The organism is Flavobacterium sp. GW823-FHT04A11 (genome assembly GCF_058796535.1).
The window spans coordinates 2,114,206-2,130,359 of record NZ_CM179503.1; the positions used below are offsets into that span (position 1 = coordinate 2,114,206).

General features: G+C 32.8%; 15 protein-coding genes. 10 read left to right on the forward strand and 5 right to left on the reverse strand.

The features are described 5' to 3' along the window. The first annotated feature begins 86 nt into the window (after positions 1–86). The 6 genes from porK to AC3QL1_RS09255 all read left to right on the forward strand — a co-directional run bounded on the left by porK (position 87) and on the right by AC3QL1_RS09255 (position 7,186). Positions 87–1,493: a T9SS ring complex lipoprotein PorK/GldK gene (porK, locus tag AC3QL1_RS09230; protein WP_492496985.1), complete on the forward strand. Its 1,407-nt coding sequence runs from the start codon at positions 87–89 to the stop codon at positions 1,491–1,493. A 55-nt stretch (positions 1,494–1,548) separates the two neighbouring features. Continuing rightward, positions 1,549–2,196 carry a type IX secretion system motor protein PorL/GldL gene (gene porL, locus AC3QL1_RS09235; RefSeq protein ID WP_492496987.1) on the forward strand — a complete coding sequence of 216 codons (648 nt, stop codon included), beginning with the start codon at positions 1,549–1,551 and terminating at the stop codon, positions 2,194–2,196. A gap of 53 nt (positions 2,197–2,249) precedes the next feature. Then, on the forward strand, positions 2,250–3,791 hold the full coding sequence (porM, locus tag AC3QL1_RS09240) for a type IX secretion system motor protein PorM/GldM (protein WP_492496989.1): 1,542 nt from the start codon (positions 2,250–2,252) through the stop codon (positions 3,789–3,791). A 45-nt stretch (positions 3,792–3,836) separates the two neighbouring features. After that, positions 3,837–4,826, forward strand: a complete 990-nt coding sequence (gene porN / locus AC3QL1_RS09245; protein WP_492496991.1) for a type IX secretion system ring subunit PorN/GldN — start codon at positions 3,837–3,839, stop codon at positions 4,824–4,826. Positions 4,827–5,044: 218 nt separating this feature from the next. Continuing rightward, a complete protein-coding gene (gene porN, locus AC3QL1_RS09250) occupies positions 5,045–6,034 on the forward strand; it encodes a type IX secretion system ring subunit PorN/GldN (protein ID WP_492496993.1) in 990 nt (329 codons plus the stop codon). A 78-nt stretch (positions 6,035–6,112) separates the two neighbouring features. Then, complete coding sequence (locus tag AC3QL1_RS09255; RefSeq protein WP_492496995.1) at positions 6,113–7,186, forward strand: NAD(P)/FAD-dependent oxidoreductase; 1,074 nt, start codon at positions 6,113–6,115, stop codon at positions 7,184–7,186. Here AC3QL1_RS09255 and AC3QL1_RS09260 read toward each other — a convergent pair. After that, the gene (locus AC3QL1_RS09260) at positions 7,167–7,550 is read right to left on the reverse strand and encodes a DUF983 domain-containing protein (protein WP_492496997.1); all 384 of its coding nucleotides are present in this window, start codon (positions 7,548–7,550) and stop codon (positions 7,167–7,169) included. The genes AC3QL1_RS09255 and AC3QL1_RS09260 overlap by 20 nt on opposite strands. Before the next feature lie 74 nt (positions 7,551–7,624). Here AC3QL1_RS09260 and abc-f point away from each other — a divergent pair, with 74 nt between their 5' ends. Continuing rightward, positions 7,625–9,538 carry a ribosomal protection-like ABC-F family protein gene (gene abc-f / locus AC3QL1_RS09265; RefSeq protein ID WP_492496999.1) on the forward strand — a complete coding sequence of 638 codons (1,914 nt, stop codon included), beginning with the start codon at positions 7,625–7,627 and terminating at the stop codon, positions 9,536–9,538. Positions 9,539–9,744: 206 nt separating this feature from the next. Here the strand turns inward: abc-f and AC3QL1_RS09270 are convergent, their stop codons facing one another. Beyond that, positions 9,745–10,707: an App1 family protein phosphatidate phosphatase gene (locus AC3QL1_RS09270; RefSeq protein ID WP_492497001.1), complete on the reverse strand. Its 963-nt coding sequence runs from the start codon at positions 10,705–10,707 to the stop codon at positions 9,745–9,747. A 62-nt stretch (positions 10,708–10,769) separates the two neighbouring features. Here AC3QL1_RS09270 and AC3QL1_RS09275 point away from each other — a divergent pair, with 62 nt between their 5' ends. Continuing rightward, the gene (locus tag AC3QL1_RS09275) at positions 10,770–11,639 is read left to right on the forward strand and encodes a diacylglycerol/lipid kinase family protein (RefSeq protein ID WP_492497003.1); all 870 of its coding nucleotides are present in this window, start codon (positions 10,770–10,772) and stop codon (positions 11,637–11,639) included. A 3-nt stretch (positions 11,640–11,642) separates the two neighbouring features. Here the strand turns inward: AC3QL1_RS09275 and AC3QL1_RS09280 are convergent, their stop codons facing one another. Continuing rightward, positions 11,643–12,794: a peptidogalycan biosysnthesis protein gene (locus tag AC3QL1_RS09280; protein ID WP_492497005.1), complete on the reverse strand. Its 1,152-nt coding sequence runs from the start codon at positions 12,792–12,794 to the stop codon at positions 11,643–11,645. A 118-nt stretch (positions 12,795–12,912) separates the two neighbouring features. After that, positions 12,913–13,401 carry a DUF1761 domain-containing protein gene (locus AC3QL1_RS09285; protein ID WP_492497007.1) on the reverse strand — a complete coding sequence of 163 codons (489 nt, stop codon included), beginning with the start codon at positions 13,399–13,401 and terminating at the stop codon, positions 12,913–12,915. A gap of 177 nt (positions 13,402–13,578) precedes the next feature. On the opposite strand from AC3QL1_RS09285, the gene AC3QL1_RS09290 reads away from it, so the two are divergent. Continuing rightward, entirely contained in the window at positions 13,579–14,439 is an 861-nt protein-coding gene (locus AC3QL1_RS09290; RefSeq protein WP_492497009.1) for a leucine-rich repeat domain-containing protein, read from the forward strand. Positions 14,440–14,685: 246 nt separating this feature from the next. Next, on the forward strand, positions 14,686–14,991 hold the full coding sequence (locus AC3QL1_RS09295) for a hypothetical protein (RefSeq protein ID WP_492497011.1): 306 nt from the start codon (positions 14,686–14,688) through the stop codon (positions 14,989–14,991). Between the two features lie 69 nt (positions 14,992–15,060). Here AC3QL1_RS09295 and AC3QL1_RS09300 read toward each other — a convergent pair whose 3' ends face one another. After that, on the reverse strand, positions 15,061–16,131 hold the full coding sequence (locus AC3QL1_RS09300; RefSeq protein ID WP_492497013.1) for an acyltransferase family protein: 1,071 nt from the start codon (positions 16,129–16,131) through the stop codon (positions 15,061–15,063). Between the last annotated feature and the right edge of the window lie 23 nt (positions 16,132–16,154).

Here is a 16,154-nt window from a genome sequence, read left to right on the forward strand (position 1 = left end):
TAAATTTCGTGAGTAGTGTTGTTTTTTTAATAAATAATAAATACGTTTACGGACTTATAATAATGAATAGATAATCCCAAATTTATATGAAGAAGTTTATTGCATTTGCAGCAATGTTAACACTAGTAATTGGCTGTGGTAAGTCAGGTGACAAAGGTGAGTTAGTTGGTGTTACAGGAGGGAAATGGCATCCCGAAAAACCATATGGAATGACTTTGGTTCCAGGTGGTTCTTTTATCATGGGTAAATCAGATGCTGATTTAGCTAATGTAGAAGATGCTCCTACTAAGACAGTTACTGTTCGTTCGTTTTATATGGATGAAACAGAAATTACAAACAGCGAATATCGCCAGTTTGTAGAGTGGGTAAAAGACTCTACAATGAGAGTTCGTTTAGCTATTTTAGCTGATGAAACTGGACAGAAAAGTACAGGAGATGGTAAAGGTAAAAAAGCTGGTAGCATTTCTGACTATGCATTTAACGATTCTGAGCCAGATAAAATGACGGCTTATGATAAGTACATGTACGATAACTACTATAGTGTAGGAACAAAAGATGATCCGTATGCTGGTAGAAAATTAAACAAGAAAGTAAAATTAATTAAAGATACTAAAGCTTATCCTGATGAGTATTATGCTGAGGTAATGGACTCTATGTATTTACCAATTGAAGAATCATACAATGGTTTAAGAACAGTTGACGTAAATAAATTGAAATTCCGTTATTCATGGATGGATATTCAGGCTGCAGCTAAAGCTAAAGTTGGAAAAAGAAAAGACTTCGTTAAAACAGAACAAATCGGAATTTATCCTGATACAACAGTTTGGATTAAAGATTTCGCTTACTCTTATAATGAGCCAATGCACAATGATTATTTCTGGCACAAAGCTTACGGAGACTATCCTGTAGTTGGAGTTACCTGGAAACAAGCAAAAGCATTCTGTGCTTGGAGAACTTTAAACAAAAACAGCTACATTAAATCTAAGAAAAAAGGACGTGACTTAGTAAACTCTTTCAGATTGCCAACAGAGGCAGAATGGGAGTATGCTGCCAGAGGAGGTCTGGAATCTGCAACTTATCCTTGGGGAGGTCCTTATACTAAAAGTGACAGAGGTTGTTTCTTAGCAAACTTTAAACCAAGCAGAGGAGATTATGCTGCTGATGAAGCGTTGTATACAGTTGAAGCAAAATCATATGAAGTAAACGGATACGGTTTATATAACATGGCTGGTAACGTTTCAGAATGGACAGATTCAGCTTACAATCCAAATGCATACGAGTATGTTTCTACAATGAACCCTAACGTAATTGATGGAAACAACCAAAGAAAAGTGGTTCGTGGAGGATCTTGGAAAGATGTTGCTTACTTCCTACAAGTTAGTACTCGCGATCACGAATACGCAGACTCTGCAAGAAGTTACATTGGTTTCAGAACTGTACAAGATTACATGGGAACTCAGGTAACTGGCGGAAAAAAGAAAAGTAAATTATAATTAAATCAATAACCAAATCGAATCTATTTTAAATTAAAACCTAAAAAAAAGTATTATGGCATTATTAAGTAAAAAAGCAATGAATTTCGCTTATGGTATGGGAGCGGCAGTAGTAATCGTTGGAGCATTATTCAAAATTACTCACTTTGAAATTGGACCATTAACAGGTACAGTTATGCTTTCAGTGGGATTGTTAACTGAAGCGTTAATTTTTGCACTTTCTGCTTTCGAACCAGTTGAAGACGAATTAGACTGGACTCTTGTTTACCCGGAATTAGCTAACGGTCAAGCTAGAAAAAGAGAAGATAAAGCAGAATCTACTGCTGATGCTCAGGGATTATTATCTCAAAAATTAGATGCTATGTTGAAAGAAGCTAAAATTGACGGTGAGTTAATGTCAAGTTTAGGAAATTCTATCAAAAACTTCGAAGGAGCTGCAAAAGCAATTTCTCCAACAGTAGATTCTATTGCAGGTCAAAAGAAATATGCTGAAGAAATGTCTATGGCTGCTGCACAAATGGAATCATTAAACAGTTTATACAAAGTACAATTAGAAAGTGCTTCAAGAAACGCTCAGGCAAACAGCGAAATCGCTGAAAATGCTTCTAAATTAAAAGAACAAATGCAATCAATGACTGCAAACATTGCTTCTTTAAACAGTGTTTATGGTGGTATGCTTTCTGCAATGAGTAACAAAGGATAATTAGTTTTTAACTATTATATTAAATTTATTAATAAAGAACTAATTATAAAAAAATGGCAGGAGGAAAATTAACCCCTAGACAGAAGATGATTAACCTGATGTATCTGGTTTTCATCGCAATGTTGGCAATGAACGTTTCAAAAGAAGTAATTTCTGCTTTTGGTTTGATGAACGAAAAATTTGAAGACGCAAACACTTCTTCAATCGCAACAAACACGTCATTATTAACATCTTTAGATCAAAAAGCTGCTGAAGCAAAAGGAGAATTCGCTGTTGCTGCAGTAACTGCTCATAAAGTTGAAGCAATTTCAAAAGAATTTTATGACTATATCGGAACTTTAAAAGCTCAGTCTATCAAAGGATTTGAGGTTGAAAAAGAAACTGGTAAGTTACCATACGAAGCTATGGACAGAGGTGATAATATCGACGATTGGTTTACTGGAGACGGTTATACTAAAAAAGGTAACGAAATTATCGCTAAAATTCAAAAATACAAAGCAGATATGAAAGCTGCTTTAGGAACAGATAAAAAATATGGTCCAATTATCGCAGAGATTGAAAAGAAATTTGATGTTTCTGACGTAAAAAACAAAGAAGGTCTGAAAGAAAAATACTTAGCTTACCACTTTAAAGGTTTCCCTGCAATTGCTTCGGCTGCAAAACTTTCAACTTGGCAAAATGACGTTAAGAAAGCTGAAACTGATGTTTACAACAGTGCTTTAGGAAAAGCTGCGGTTGCTGCTGCTTCTTATAGCAACTACCAGGCAATCGTTGTTTTAGACAAAAATGCTTATTTCCAAGGAGAAAAAGTAACTGGTAAAGTAGTTTTAGGTCGTTATGACGAAAACACAAAACCAACTTCATTCCAAGGTCCTGGGCAAATTGTTAACGGACAAGCTGTTATCTCATTAACTGCAGGTGGTGTTGGAGAGCAGGATATTAATGGACAATTTACTTTCTTAGAAGATGGTAAAAACATTCCACTTAAATTTGCTGGAAAATATGTTGTAGTACCAAGACCAAACTCAGCTACTATTTCTGCTGATAAAATGAATGTAGTTTATAGAGGAGTTGTTAACCCAATCTCTGTATCTTTTGCTGGTGTTGATGCTAACAAAATTCAGGCAAGTGCTCCAGGATTAGTTTCTGCTGGTAAACCAGGTAAATATAACATGAGCCCGGGTCAAGGAACAGAAGCTACAATTGCAGTTACTGGAACATTACCAAACGGAGATAAAGTTACAGATAAGAAAACTTTCAGAATTAAAGGTATTCCTGGACCAACAGGAACAATTAGAGGTGAGATGGGTGTTGTTAAAGGACCTAAATCTAACTTAGAGATTGCTACTATTGGTGCTAAATTACTTGATTTTGATTTCGAAGTTGGTTTAGATGTTGTTGGATTTAACTTAAAAGTTACTGGACAACCTACAGTTGTTGTAACTGGAAACAGATTAAATGCACAATGCAAACAAATTCTTTCAAGAGCTGGAAAAGGAGATCAGGTTACTATTTCTGAAATTAAAACTAAACTTGTTGGAGCTGGAAGTTATTTATTACCAAGAACTGCTCCGGTAATTTACGAAATACAATAATAAAGTAGGTAATACCTACGTTCAATATCTTATAATGATACCACGATGAAAGTAAGAAATTTTTTAATAGCTATTGTTTCTATAGCAGGAGGGTTCGCTTCTAACGCGCAATCTAATTTGCTTAATGCAAAAACACCGGCTCAGATAGGACTTAAGACTCCTGCACAGCTTATCTCAGATAATGACAAGCCATTGGCTTATGGTTATGTAGATGATAGAGATGTATTGATGGGAAAAACTACTTGGGAAATCATTGATTTGAATGAGAAAATTAATTTTCCATTATACTTTCCGGTAGATACTGCTAATATTGGTGCTGACAGACGTTCTTTATATGACGTTTTGACTAAGGCTATGAAAAATGGCAAAATAACTGAAGTGTATTCTGATAGTTATTTCAATACTAAAAAATCTATGAAGGACATCCAGGGATCTTTATCTCGTGTTGATACAACGGATGCTGGTAGAGAGTTAATCAACCAATATCCTGATGATTACAAAACACGTGTTGTTAAGAAAAAAGTAGTTACTGGTACAGGTAAAAAGAAAGTGGTAACGTATGTTGATGAAACAGTTCCTGCCTCTAGAACGGTTCCGGCTGAATATATCCTAAAACAAGACCTTACTGCAGCAGATGTTACGCAGTATAAAATTAAAGGATACTGGTATTTTGACAAACGTCAAAGTGAGTTGAAATATCGTTTATTGGGTATTTGCCCAGTAACTCCGGACGTTTATACTATGAACAGTGACGAAAAGGATTATATCGAGTTGTTCTGGATTTTCTATCCAAACTCAAGAGAAGCATTGCATGAAGCAAAAGCTTTTAATGATAGCAATTCAGCATTGCCAATTTCATTCGATCAAATCTTAAATTCAAGACGTTTTAATGCTGTTGTCTACAAAGAAGAAAACTTGTACGGAGATCGTGAGATCAAAGAATACATGAAAGACAACGCACAAAATCAGTTGTTAGAATCTGAAAGAGTGAAAGAGAAAATCCGTAACTTCGAGCAAGATATGTGGAACTACTAAGTTCTAAATCAAAATTATAATAAGAAACTCTTACTATTTTAGTAAGAGTTTTTTTTTGCCTCATCGCAGAGCAATTGTCTAATTAGGCTATGATTTACTGCCTTGTTCTTATAAAGGAATGAAACCAATTATACTTTCAGATTAATTTTCTTAAATAATGTAAGAAAAATAGCAATTAAATACGTATTTTTGCGTTCAATATGTTTAATGATATGATGATGAAAGCAATAAGAATATTGATCGCTATTATTTGTGTCTTGGGAAGTTTAACATCCAGTGCACAATCTAATTTATTGAACGCTAAATCAGTTGACCAAATTGGTCAAAAGAGTGCTGCCCAGCTTATTGCAGATAATGATAAGCCGTTATCTTATGGATATGTAGATGACAGAGATGTTTTGATGGGAAAAACGGTCTGGGAGATTATCGATTTAAATGAAAAGATAAATTTTCCTTTATATTTTCCTGTCGATACAGCAAATATTGGTTTTAACAGACGTTCACTTTATGACGTTCTGACCAAAGCGATGAGAGCTGGTAAAATAACAGAAGTGTATTCTGATAGCTATTTCAACACAAAAAAATCTTTAAAAGATATTCAGGGATCATTATCCCGTATTGATACAACAGATGCCGGTAGAGAACTGATTAATCAATATCCTGATGACTATAAAACACGTGTTGTAAAGAAAAAAGTAGTTACCGGTACAGGTAAAAAGAAATCAGTCACTTATGTTGATGAAACTGTTGGGCCAACAAGATCGGTTCCGGCTGAGTATATATTGAAACAAGATTTAACTGCAGCTGATGTTACGCAGTATAAGATAAAAGGCTATTGGTATTTTGACAAGCGCGAAAGTGATTTGAAATATCGTCTGCTGGGAATTTGTCCTGTAACTCCGGATGTTTATACGATGAATAGTAATGAAAAAGATTATATTGAATTGTTTTGGGTTTTCTTTCCCAATGCGCGGGATGTGCTGCATGAAGCAAAAGCATTTAATGACAACAACTCTGCGCGCCCCATTTCATTCGATCAGATCCTGAATTCCAGACATTTTAATGCTGTAATTTATAAGGAAGAGAATATGTATGGAGATAGAGAAATCAAAGAATACATAAAAAATAATGCACAGGATCAATTGTTTGAATCTGAGAGAGTGAAAGAAAAAATTCGCAATTTCGAGGAAGATATGTGGAACTACTAAGCATCTAAATTACATTATAACATAAACTCTTGTTACCTTTGCAGTAATAAGAGTTTTTTATTTTTCATCCATTATATTATGCTTGATTACTTAATTGTAGGGTCTGGTTTGGCCGGAATTTCATTTGCTGAAATAGCACTCAAAAACAATAAATCTATTTTAGTTCTTGATAATAACTCACAGGTATCTTCAAGAGTGGCAGGTGGTTTATACAATCCTGTCATTTTAAAACGTTTTAGCGAAGTCTGGAATGCACAAGAGCAATTGGTTTTAATGGAGGATTTTTATAATGATATTGAAGCTAAGCTAAAAACCAAATTTAACTTTAAACTTCCTATTTTAAGAAAATTCTTTTCTATTGAAGAACAAAACAATTGGTTTGCAGCTTCGGATAAAAGAAATCTCGCCCCTTTTTTGTCTACTAATATAATTTCCAAAAAATATAAAAGTATCGATTCTCCCTATGATTATGGCGAAGTTTTGCATACTGGTTATGTTGATACAGCTTTGTTATTGGATAAATACAAGGAATATTTACAAGAGAATAATTTATTATTAGAAGAGTTTTTTGATAGTATTTATATTGAATTTTTTGATTATGGAATTCAGTATAAGAACATTCAGGCTCGTCAAATCATTTTCGCGGAAGGATTTGGACTGCATAAAAATCCTTTTTTTAATTATTTGCCTTTAGATGGTACAAAAGGTGAACTGTTTATCATAAAAGCACCTGAACTAAACTTAGATGTTATCGTCAATACCAGTGTTTTTATATTGCCTTTAGGTAATGATTTATTTAAGGTAGGAGCAACTTATAATTGGCAGGATAAAACAGATTTACCGACCGAAGAAGGAAAACAAGAACTCTTAGAACGTATAAAAGAAATTATTACCTGTGATTTTGAAATTGTAGAACATTTCGGCGGAGTTCGCCCAACGGTGAAAGACAGAAGGCCATTAATAGGAACACACCACGATCGCAAGTCACTTCATATTCTTAACGGATTAGGAACAAGAGGCGTGATGTTAGGGCCATCAATGGCAAAGGCATTATTTGATAATATAGAAAATGAAATACCGTTAACACCTGAAATTGATATTAAGCGATTTCAAAAAAGATATTTGAAAAGTATTATTTCTGACCGGCCTTAGGATCGTAAGAAATAAACATATTGATATATAAATTACGCGAAAGTCGTAAAACAAAAGGAAATAATACAATCAAGGTGATGACAATTGACAAAAAAGACTGTTCGATCGAAGCGCCAAAAAACACAAATGAAACTATAAAAGCTGCAATTCCTACGGCAACATTCAATCCATAACTTACATACATTGCACCATAAAAAAAGGAAGGTTCGATTAGATATTTTAGTCCACAATGACTACAATGATCGTTCATTTTTAGAACTTTAGTCAAATGAAGTGGATTTTTGTCTGAATACATACTTTCTTTTTGACATTTTGGACAACTTCCTGTTAAAATACTATTTAGTTTGGATCCTTTTTTTAACATTTGCAAAAAATTAAATTACCCATTGATTTGGGAGTGTAAATTTACACAATCAATTAGTTATAAAATAACAATACATGCTTAATATACACAATCTTTCGGTTTCTTTTGGAGGAACATATTTATTTGAAGAAGTTACTTTTCGTTTAGGAGCCGGCGATCGCGTAGGTCTTGTTGGTAAAAACGGAGCTGGTAAGTCTACAATGCTTAAAATGTTAGCGGGAGATTTTGCTCCTGACTCCGGAGTTATTTCTCAGGAGAAAGATATCCGAATGGGGTTTTTACGTCAGGATATTGATTTTGAACAAGGAAGAACAGTATTAGAAGAAGCGTATGAAGCTTTTACCGAAATTAAGGTTGTAGAAAAAAAACTAGAACAAATCAATCATCAATTGGTTACGAGAACCGATTATGAAAGTGAAGAATACAGCCAAATTATTGAAGATTTATCTGATTACACACACCGTTTTGAACTTTTAGGAGGTTATAATTATGTGGGAGATACAGAGAAAATCCTTTTAGGATTAGGTTTCAAAAGAGAAGTTTTCAACAACCAAACCGAAACATTCTCAGGAGGTTGGAGAATGCGTATCGAATTGGCAAAACTATTATTGCAGTCAAATGATGTTTTGCTTCTGGATGAGCCTACGAATCACCTTGATATCGAGAGTATCATTTGGTTAGAGAGTTTCCTTCGTAACTATCCTGGCGTTGTGGTTATTGTATCGCACGATAAAATGTTTTTGGATAATGTAACAAATCGTACCATCGAAATTTCTTTAGGAAAAGCATACGATTTCAATAAACCTTATTCTCAATATTTAGAATTGCGTCATGAAATTCGCGAGAAGCAATTAGCAACTCAAAAGAATCAGGCGAAGAAAATTGAGGAAACAGAAAAATTAATCGAGAAATTCCGTGCAAAAGCTTCAAAAGCTTCGATGGCGCAATCGTTGATTAAAAAATTAGATAAAGTAGAACGAATTGAAGTTGATGAAGACGACAATTCGGTTATGAATATTTCTTTCCCGGTTTCAAAAGAACCTGGAAGAGTGGTGGTTGAAGCCGAACATGTTACAAAAGCCTACGGTGATAAAGTTATTTTAAAAGATATTGATTTGTTAGTAGAACGCGGAAGCAAAATTGCTTTTGTGGGTCAAAACGGACAAGGAAAATCGACTTTCATTAAAGCTATTGTAAATGAATTTGAATATCAGGGAAACATTAAATTGGGTCACAATGTTCAGTTAGGTTATTTTGCACAAAATCAGGCAGAATATCTGGATGGAGAAATTACCTTGCTTCAAACCATGGAAGATGCAGCAATGGATACGAACCGTTCTAAAGTTCGTGACATGTTAGGGTCGTTTTTATTTCGTGGCGACGATGTTGAGAAAAAAGTAAAAGTACTTTCAGGAGGAGAGCGTAACCGTTTGGCACTTTGTAAGTTATTATTGCAGCCTATCAACGTTTTGCTAATGGATGAGCCTACGAATCACTTGGATATTAAATCTAAAAATGTTCTAAAAGCAGCACTTCAAAAATTTGGCGGGACTTTATTATTGGTTTCGCACGATAGAGATTTCCTTCAGGGAATGTCAAATATTGTCTATGAATTTAAAGATCAGAAGATAAAAGAATATTTAGGTGATATTAATTATTTCTTAGAGCAGCGCAATCTTGAAAACATGCGTGAAGTTGAGAAAAAAGATGTTGCTAAAACTACTGCTCCAAAAGAGAATAATAAAACATCCTACGAAGATCAGAAAAAAGGCAAAGCACTTCAAAACCGCTTAAGCAAAGTAGAAAGTCAAATCAAACAATTAGAAAAAGATATTCAGCATGATGATAAATTGCTGGCTTCTAATTATGACAAACATATCGAAGATGCTTCATTTTTCACAGCATATAACAAAAAGAAAAAAGACCTGGATCAGTTACTTTTAGATTGGGAAATCGTTCAGGAAGAAATTGATAATTTTAATGGTTAATATTTGAATTAGAAGCTATTCCAGCTTTTCGTTTCAAGTCCTCACAAAAAAAATGCATTTCTAATGTTGCAAAAAGAGCTTCTTTCAGTCGCTTTTTTTCAACAAGAAATGCAATTTTTTTTGCTCCGGGCTTTTCACTTCAATCTGGGCTAGGAGAACTTCAGTTTCAGGTTGCAATAAGAATTTGAAACCTGAAACAAAAAAAACTATTTTATAATCCCAATAGATTTCGAGTGCATAATTGCTTCGCTGCTATCTTTAAAATAACAAACAGAAACTTCTAAATTTTCCAGGTTTTTCAAAATTGCTTCTGTAGAATCTTTTTTGTGTGTACCCGTTTGTCGAATATAAACCGCTTTTACCGTTACCGGAAAAATTTTGCAAATACGCTCGTACAGAATAGGATCGTGTTGCGAATCGTCTCCCAATAAAACATATTTAAGATTAGGATAAAACTCTAAAACATGCTTTATTTTTTCGAATTTATGATTATGATCACCTCGTCCGCTCATGAAAAAATCAGTAATACCACGTCTGATATCCTTCAATAAAACAACGGCTCTGGGTAACTGATGTAATTTGGTGAATTTTACAATAAATTGGTACAAATTCCATTCGCTGCTCGAAATATAAAAAAAGGCATTTTGTTCGTCTTTATTATTTCTTCCGGCGGAACTTAAAGCTTGATAATGCGGTACAACATCTTTAAAAACTTTGCGGTCATTTACATTTTTAAACAAAAGAATGTATATTTTTTTAAAGATGTTTTTGGTGTGTGAAACCAGAAAAGTGTCGTCAATATCAGATATAATTCCAAGATTTCCGTCGTGAGGTTTGATAAAACTTCCTTTTGCAGTTATAATTTCTGATTCATATTTGATATTCACTTCATATTCCATCCATCCAAAATCATATTCCTTTTCTATCGGAATACAAAATTTAAAATAACCATCGTCTAATGTTTTCGAGTGGATTTCTTTGTTTCCGCATTTCAGGTAAACATCGTGATTTTTAATCGTTTTTATTCGGTATTGATTGATTATCGAAGTCGCGTTTTTAAAGTTCTTCTTCTCAAAATCATAGTCATAAGTTCTCTTAAAAACGTGTCCCATAACAATTAATTCTTGTTCATTAGCATAACCGCGATATAATTGTAGGATTGGTTTCATTAATTGTGTATTTTTATGTATAGTGTAAATTAATTATTTTAATCGGTTTAAAAAATAAAATTTTGAAAAAGAACATCATTTTTGTTGTAAACCCAATTTCGGGAGATCTGGATAAAACAGATTTAATTGAAGCCGTACAAGAGTTTGCGACCACAAATCATTTTGATCTTGAAGTTTATGAAACGACAGGAAACAGTGATTTAAAACAAATACAATCACTTTATAATCAATATAAACCAGAACGAATTATTGTTGCCGGCGGCGACGGAACTATAAAAATGGTTGCCGAAGCGATGGAAGAACATGATATTGTGATTGGTATTTTGCCTGCAGGCTCTGCAAATGGCTTGTCTGTCGATTTAAATTTGCCAACAACGATCGAAGAGAACCTTAAAATTGCCTTTTTAAGTCATTATATCGAAATGGATATGATTTGTATCAACGGTAAAAAAAGTATTCATTTAAGCGATATTGGAATCAATGCTGATTTGGTAAAAAATTACGAACAAAGTAATTTGCGCGGTTTTTGGGGTTATGCATTACAAGCATATACTACTTTAGTAGAATCTGATGCGCCTTTTGTAGCAACAATTACGGCAAATAAAAAAACAGTCGAACATGTGGCAAGGATTATTGTAATTGCTAATTCTCAGAAATACGGAACGGGCGTTACCATTAATCCAAACGGTTCTATGAACGATGGAAAGTTTGAATTGGTGATTCTAAAAAGCCTGGATATATTATTATTGGGCAAAATTATTACCGGAAACATGCCAATAGATTCAGATGATGTTGTAATTATTTCGACAGATAAAGCGACAATAAAAACAGATTATCCGGTTAATTTTCAAATTGACGGTGAATATTGCGGCGCTCAAACGGATTTAGAAATTCATATTTTGCATAAACAAATGAAAATTGCGGTTCCTTAAAAATTAATTTTCTTTATAAGGATTTCGCTCTTTCCAATCGGTTTTTGGTTCCAGATAATCAAATAATTTACCAATGTTTTTATTAATTAAAGCATTGCTATGCGTAATTAATCCGTACATTTTTAATGGTTTTGCTCCAACAGAACTTTTTATTTCAAGGGCTGTTCGGGCAAAAACTATTTCGGTAAAACCCTGATTGATAGAGTAGGCGATCATGTCATAAAGCATATTTAAGTACAACATTTTCTCGCGTTGAATACTTTCGTCGTAACCCAGAAAATAAGTGTCCATAATGTCTCCATTTTTGATTAGCGTATTGAAACCAATTAGTTTTCCTTCTAAAAAATAACCATAAAAAAGAAAATTCTCTTTCATGATTTCCTTAAAAATACTGAAATGGTTTTTTGCAAGAAAAAAAGTGTTGAAGGGAGCATTTTTAGCAACATGAAAATAAAGGTCATAAATGATATTTTCATGTCTGATAATATCTTCTAATGACATTTTTCTCTTTTCGATTCCGTCCATTTTCTTTCTGGCACGTTTATACTGATCGCGATATTTCTTCGATAATGCATCAATATAATCTTGTTCTGATTGCCAGTTTTTATGAATTTCAAAAATCATATTCGGCTGGGTCGAAAACGTAAAATTGTTTTTAAATTCAGCTTTTAAAGGTTCAATTTCACTTTCGGTAAAATCTTTAATACTGGTGATGTGAACTTTTTTACCAATAGACTTTAATTCTTTTTTAAGTTCATTAATAGCTTTATGAAGTGTTTTAATAATTTTAGCCTGATTTACATTTTCGGCAAACGAAAAGGCATTTTGCCCGGTGAGCATATTGTTGCCAATAAATAAAACGTGCGAAGCAAATTTTTTGAAAGCGAAATTGCGCACCGAAGTTTTTAAACATTGATCGCGTTCGCCAAAAGATTCGAGTTTTTCTGTAAATAAAAATTGCGTTAAAGCGATTCCAACTAATCTGTCTCTTTTAAAAATTCCGATAAAATGACAAATCATATTTACCGGAGAAGATTTTTCGAGTACTTCGAGATATTCCCGAGTTAAAAAAATATTGTCAGTTGCAAGCGAATTCCATTCTAAAGGTAGTAATGACGCGCTTTTGTATATTTGAAAAGAATAAGTTGTAGTCAAGTGTAGTTGCTAATTTTTTCAAAATTAGATAATATTTATAATAACTGGTTTGGTTTAAGTTATTATTAAGAAAAACCCGTTTGAGATTTCATTCAAACGGGTTTGTATTTTTATTTTTTTAGGCAAATCCACAAATAATACCGCCCATTAAAGTCAATGTAACAATCCAGTATCCGGCGTGGATAAAAATGTATTTCCATGATTTTCTTTCGAACAATCCGTTAACGCCAATTATTGGAAAAGCAAAAAACAAACCAGACATGAATCCGTGAAGTGCTCCGTGTTTAAAAGTACGATATGCCGTTCCATAATCAGCCATAAAAGCCTGAAAAGATGGTTTCGCGCTATCAATTAAAGGCGGGCCGCCAACCATTCCGATTGCTCCGGATTGATGGATCGTTAATGACATGAGTGTCATCGTGATCATAACAGAGAAAACATAGGTCAACCCAAAGATTTTGAGCATGTTTCCTGTTCGCAGTTCTTCTTGTGTGAGATTATTTTCTCTCATCCAGATTGTTCCAAACACTTTTGGATTGTACCAAATAAAACCAACTACAAGAGTGACAAGTGCAGCCAGTAATAATGCAATAAAGTTAATTTCCATAATATCAGGTTTTTATAATTAGTTGGTCAAATTTAATCAAAAAAAGAATAGATTTTCAATGTTTAAATAAGTAGTAAATAAGGTAAATGTTTACTTATCAACACTTTTTCGACATCGTATGTTTTATGTCTGTAAAAATTATAATTTTACACCAGAAAACAAACCCCAAATTTTGTTATGAAAAGCTTAGCCCCCTTTTTTATAGCTTTTGTTTTTTCATTGAATATTTATGCAGATACTGTTTCAGAAAAAGAGAAAAATGCCTTAATTAAATTTTACCATGCAACAAATGGTTTGCAATGGAAAATAAAATGGGATTTATCACTTTCTGTATCAAGCTGGTATGGTGTTCAGGTCGAAGAAGGAAAAGTAACCGGACTTTATTTGTCTGCGAATAATCTGCAAGGAGAATTACCTCCTGACTTTTTTAATTTAGTGTCTTTACGCGCACTTGATTTACATCAGAATTCTATTGATGGTCAATTGTCCGGTGCAATATCCAACCTGAAAGAATTGGAAGTTTTAGATATTTCAGAAAATAAATTGTCCGGATTATTGCCAAAATCTATTTGCGAATTGAGGAAGCTTAAAGATTTGGAGCTTTTTAAAAATAAGATTTCGGGAGAATTACCATTAGAAATTGGAAAATTAAATCGGTTAGAAATTCTGGCTTTGTTTAATAATGAAATCAAAGGCGATTTGCCGGAATCATTGTATAAAATTTCGACATTAAAAATTTTACTTTTGAATAATAACAAACTAACCGGAATTTTAAGGCCTGAAATTATAAATTTCCATGCGCTGCAAAATTTAAGTTTATTTGATAATAATTTTGAAGGCGAAATCCCAAACGGACTCGAAAAATTACATAATTTAGCAGAACTCAATCTGTCTTATAATAAATTTAAAGGAACTGTTTCTAAAAATTTAGCCTTGTTAGATACACTAAATATGACTATGTTTGATAAAAATGGAAATCCGTTTTTATTGGAAATAAATACCGAAAAAGAAACCACACTAATAACCAAAAATGAATAATGCTTATGAATTAAAATTACTATCAGTTAATTATTAAAACCGTAATTTTTTTGCGGTTTTTTTTATGCGGTAAAGTTTTTAAGGAATGATTTTTTTGAAAACAGAATTATAGTACATTTGCCCGAGATTGATATTTAAGGATCAGTTTGTAAAACAACTTATTTTTTTTCATAACTTTAATATTAATTCAGCCTGAAGCAAAGTTGAAGTCAGGAAAAATTAATTTAAACTTTTAATACTAATATTATGGTAGTACAGTATCAGGGCGAACAATATGGAAAATCGACCACTTTTACGATAAGAATTATTGGAAATAATCTTTCTAAAAGTAGTTCTAATTATCAAATTGATTTATTGGTAGGCGACAAACAATTGCCAACTTTTACAACATCAATTCACCAAAGCTTATCGAATTGTCTGAAGGAAATTTATTTATTCAGAAAACATAATGGAATAAAATTCAATGCTTCTTCAGAAAAAATTGCACCAAAGTTAGTTCCTTATGATTTGGTATTGTATAACTACAACAAATATGCTTTGTTCATGGCGTAAGCTATTGATTATATAAAATAAAAAAGACTGTTCAAATGAGCAGTCTTTTTTTTGTGATGTATATTCAATTTAAACTTGTTCCTTTAATTTTAATCCGACAATTTTAATTTTATTTCTGAGAGGAACTTCAAGAAAGATATAACTAATACCCGCAATTATTATTAATGCAATTAATCGAATAAAAAAGGCCAGTGAAAAGTCTTCGACTTTATCAATATGAAAGTATTTATTTAACCTGTAATCTGTAATCCATAGCCAAACCGGACATTGAAGAATATAAATTCCAAAACTAATTTCGCCTAGAAAAACACAGATTTTGCTTTTAAAAATAGTGGTGATAATTCCGTTATTAAGTGAAATAAGTATAATAAGCGGAATAAAAAGTAAGGCCAACATTCCGTTGTGATATATTAATCCTATTGGGAATTTTAATGTAATAAGAATTAGAAAAAGCACCAATAATATTATCCAGTCAAAATTTTTCTGACTTGCAGATAATTTTTTAGTGAAATAAATTCCCGCCATATTTCCCGCTAAAAATTCATTCAAATGCATCAATGGCGAATAAAGTAAATCTGTGGTGCTTAATGGAAATCCTTTAATTGGATTTACCGGAATCATGATATGCAAAACGATTTGACTAATTAGCCAAAATACAGCAATAGCTATTGTAATGATTTTGATGTTGAATTTCTTGTAAACGGAATTAAAGAAAAAAGGAAATACAATATAAAAGAAACATTCTACAGATAATGACCATCCGGGAAAATTGAGTGTTAGCGCTTTTCCGGGTATCCAGGCCTGAATCATGAACAGATTTAGGAATAGATCCAAAGAATTAACTGTTCCGGATAGAATGAAAGTAATTAATACAAGAACAATTCCGAAGAAATAAATGGGATAAATACGTGCAAATCTGTTTTTAAGATATTCAAAGGCATCAATTTTAGATTTGTTTTGATAAGCAACAATCATTACAAAACCGGATAAAATAAAGAAATAACTAACACAAATATTGGCTTGTTTTAATAAAAAGTCAAAGTATGAATTATTAAAAACAGCCGAATTTTTTCCATAGTGAAAAATAACTATGAATACCGCCGCAATAAATCTGGTGAAAGTTAATTGTTCAATTCTCATCTTGAAAAGGAGATTTTATTTTC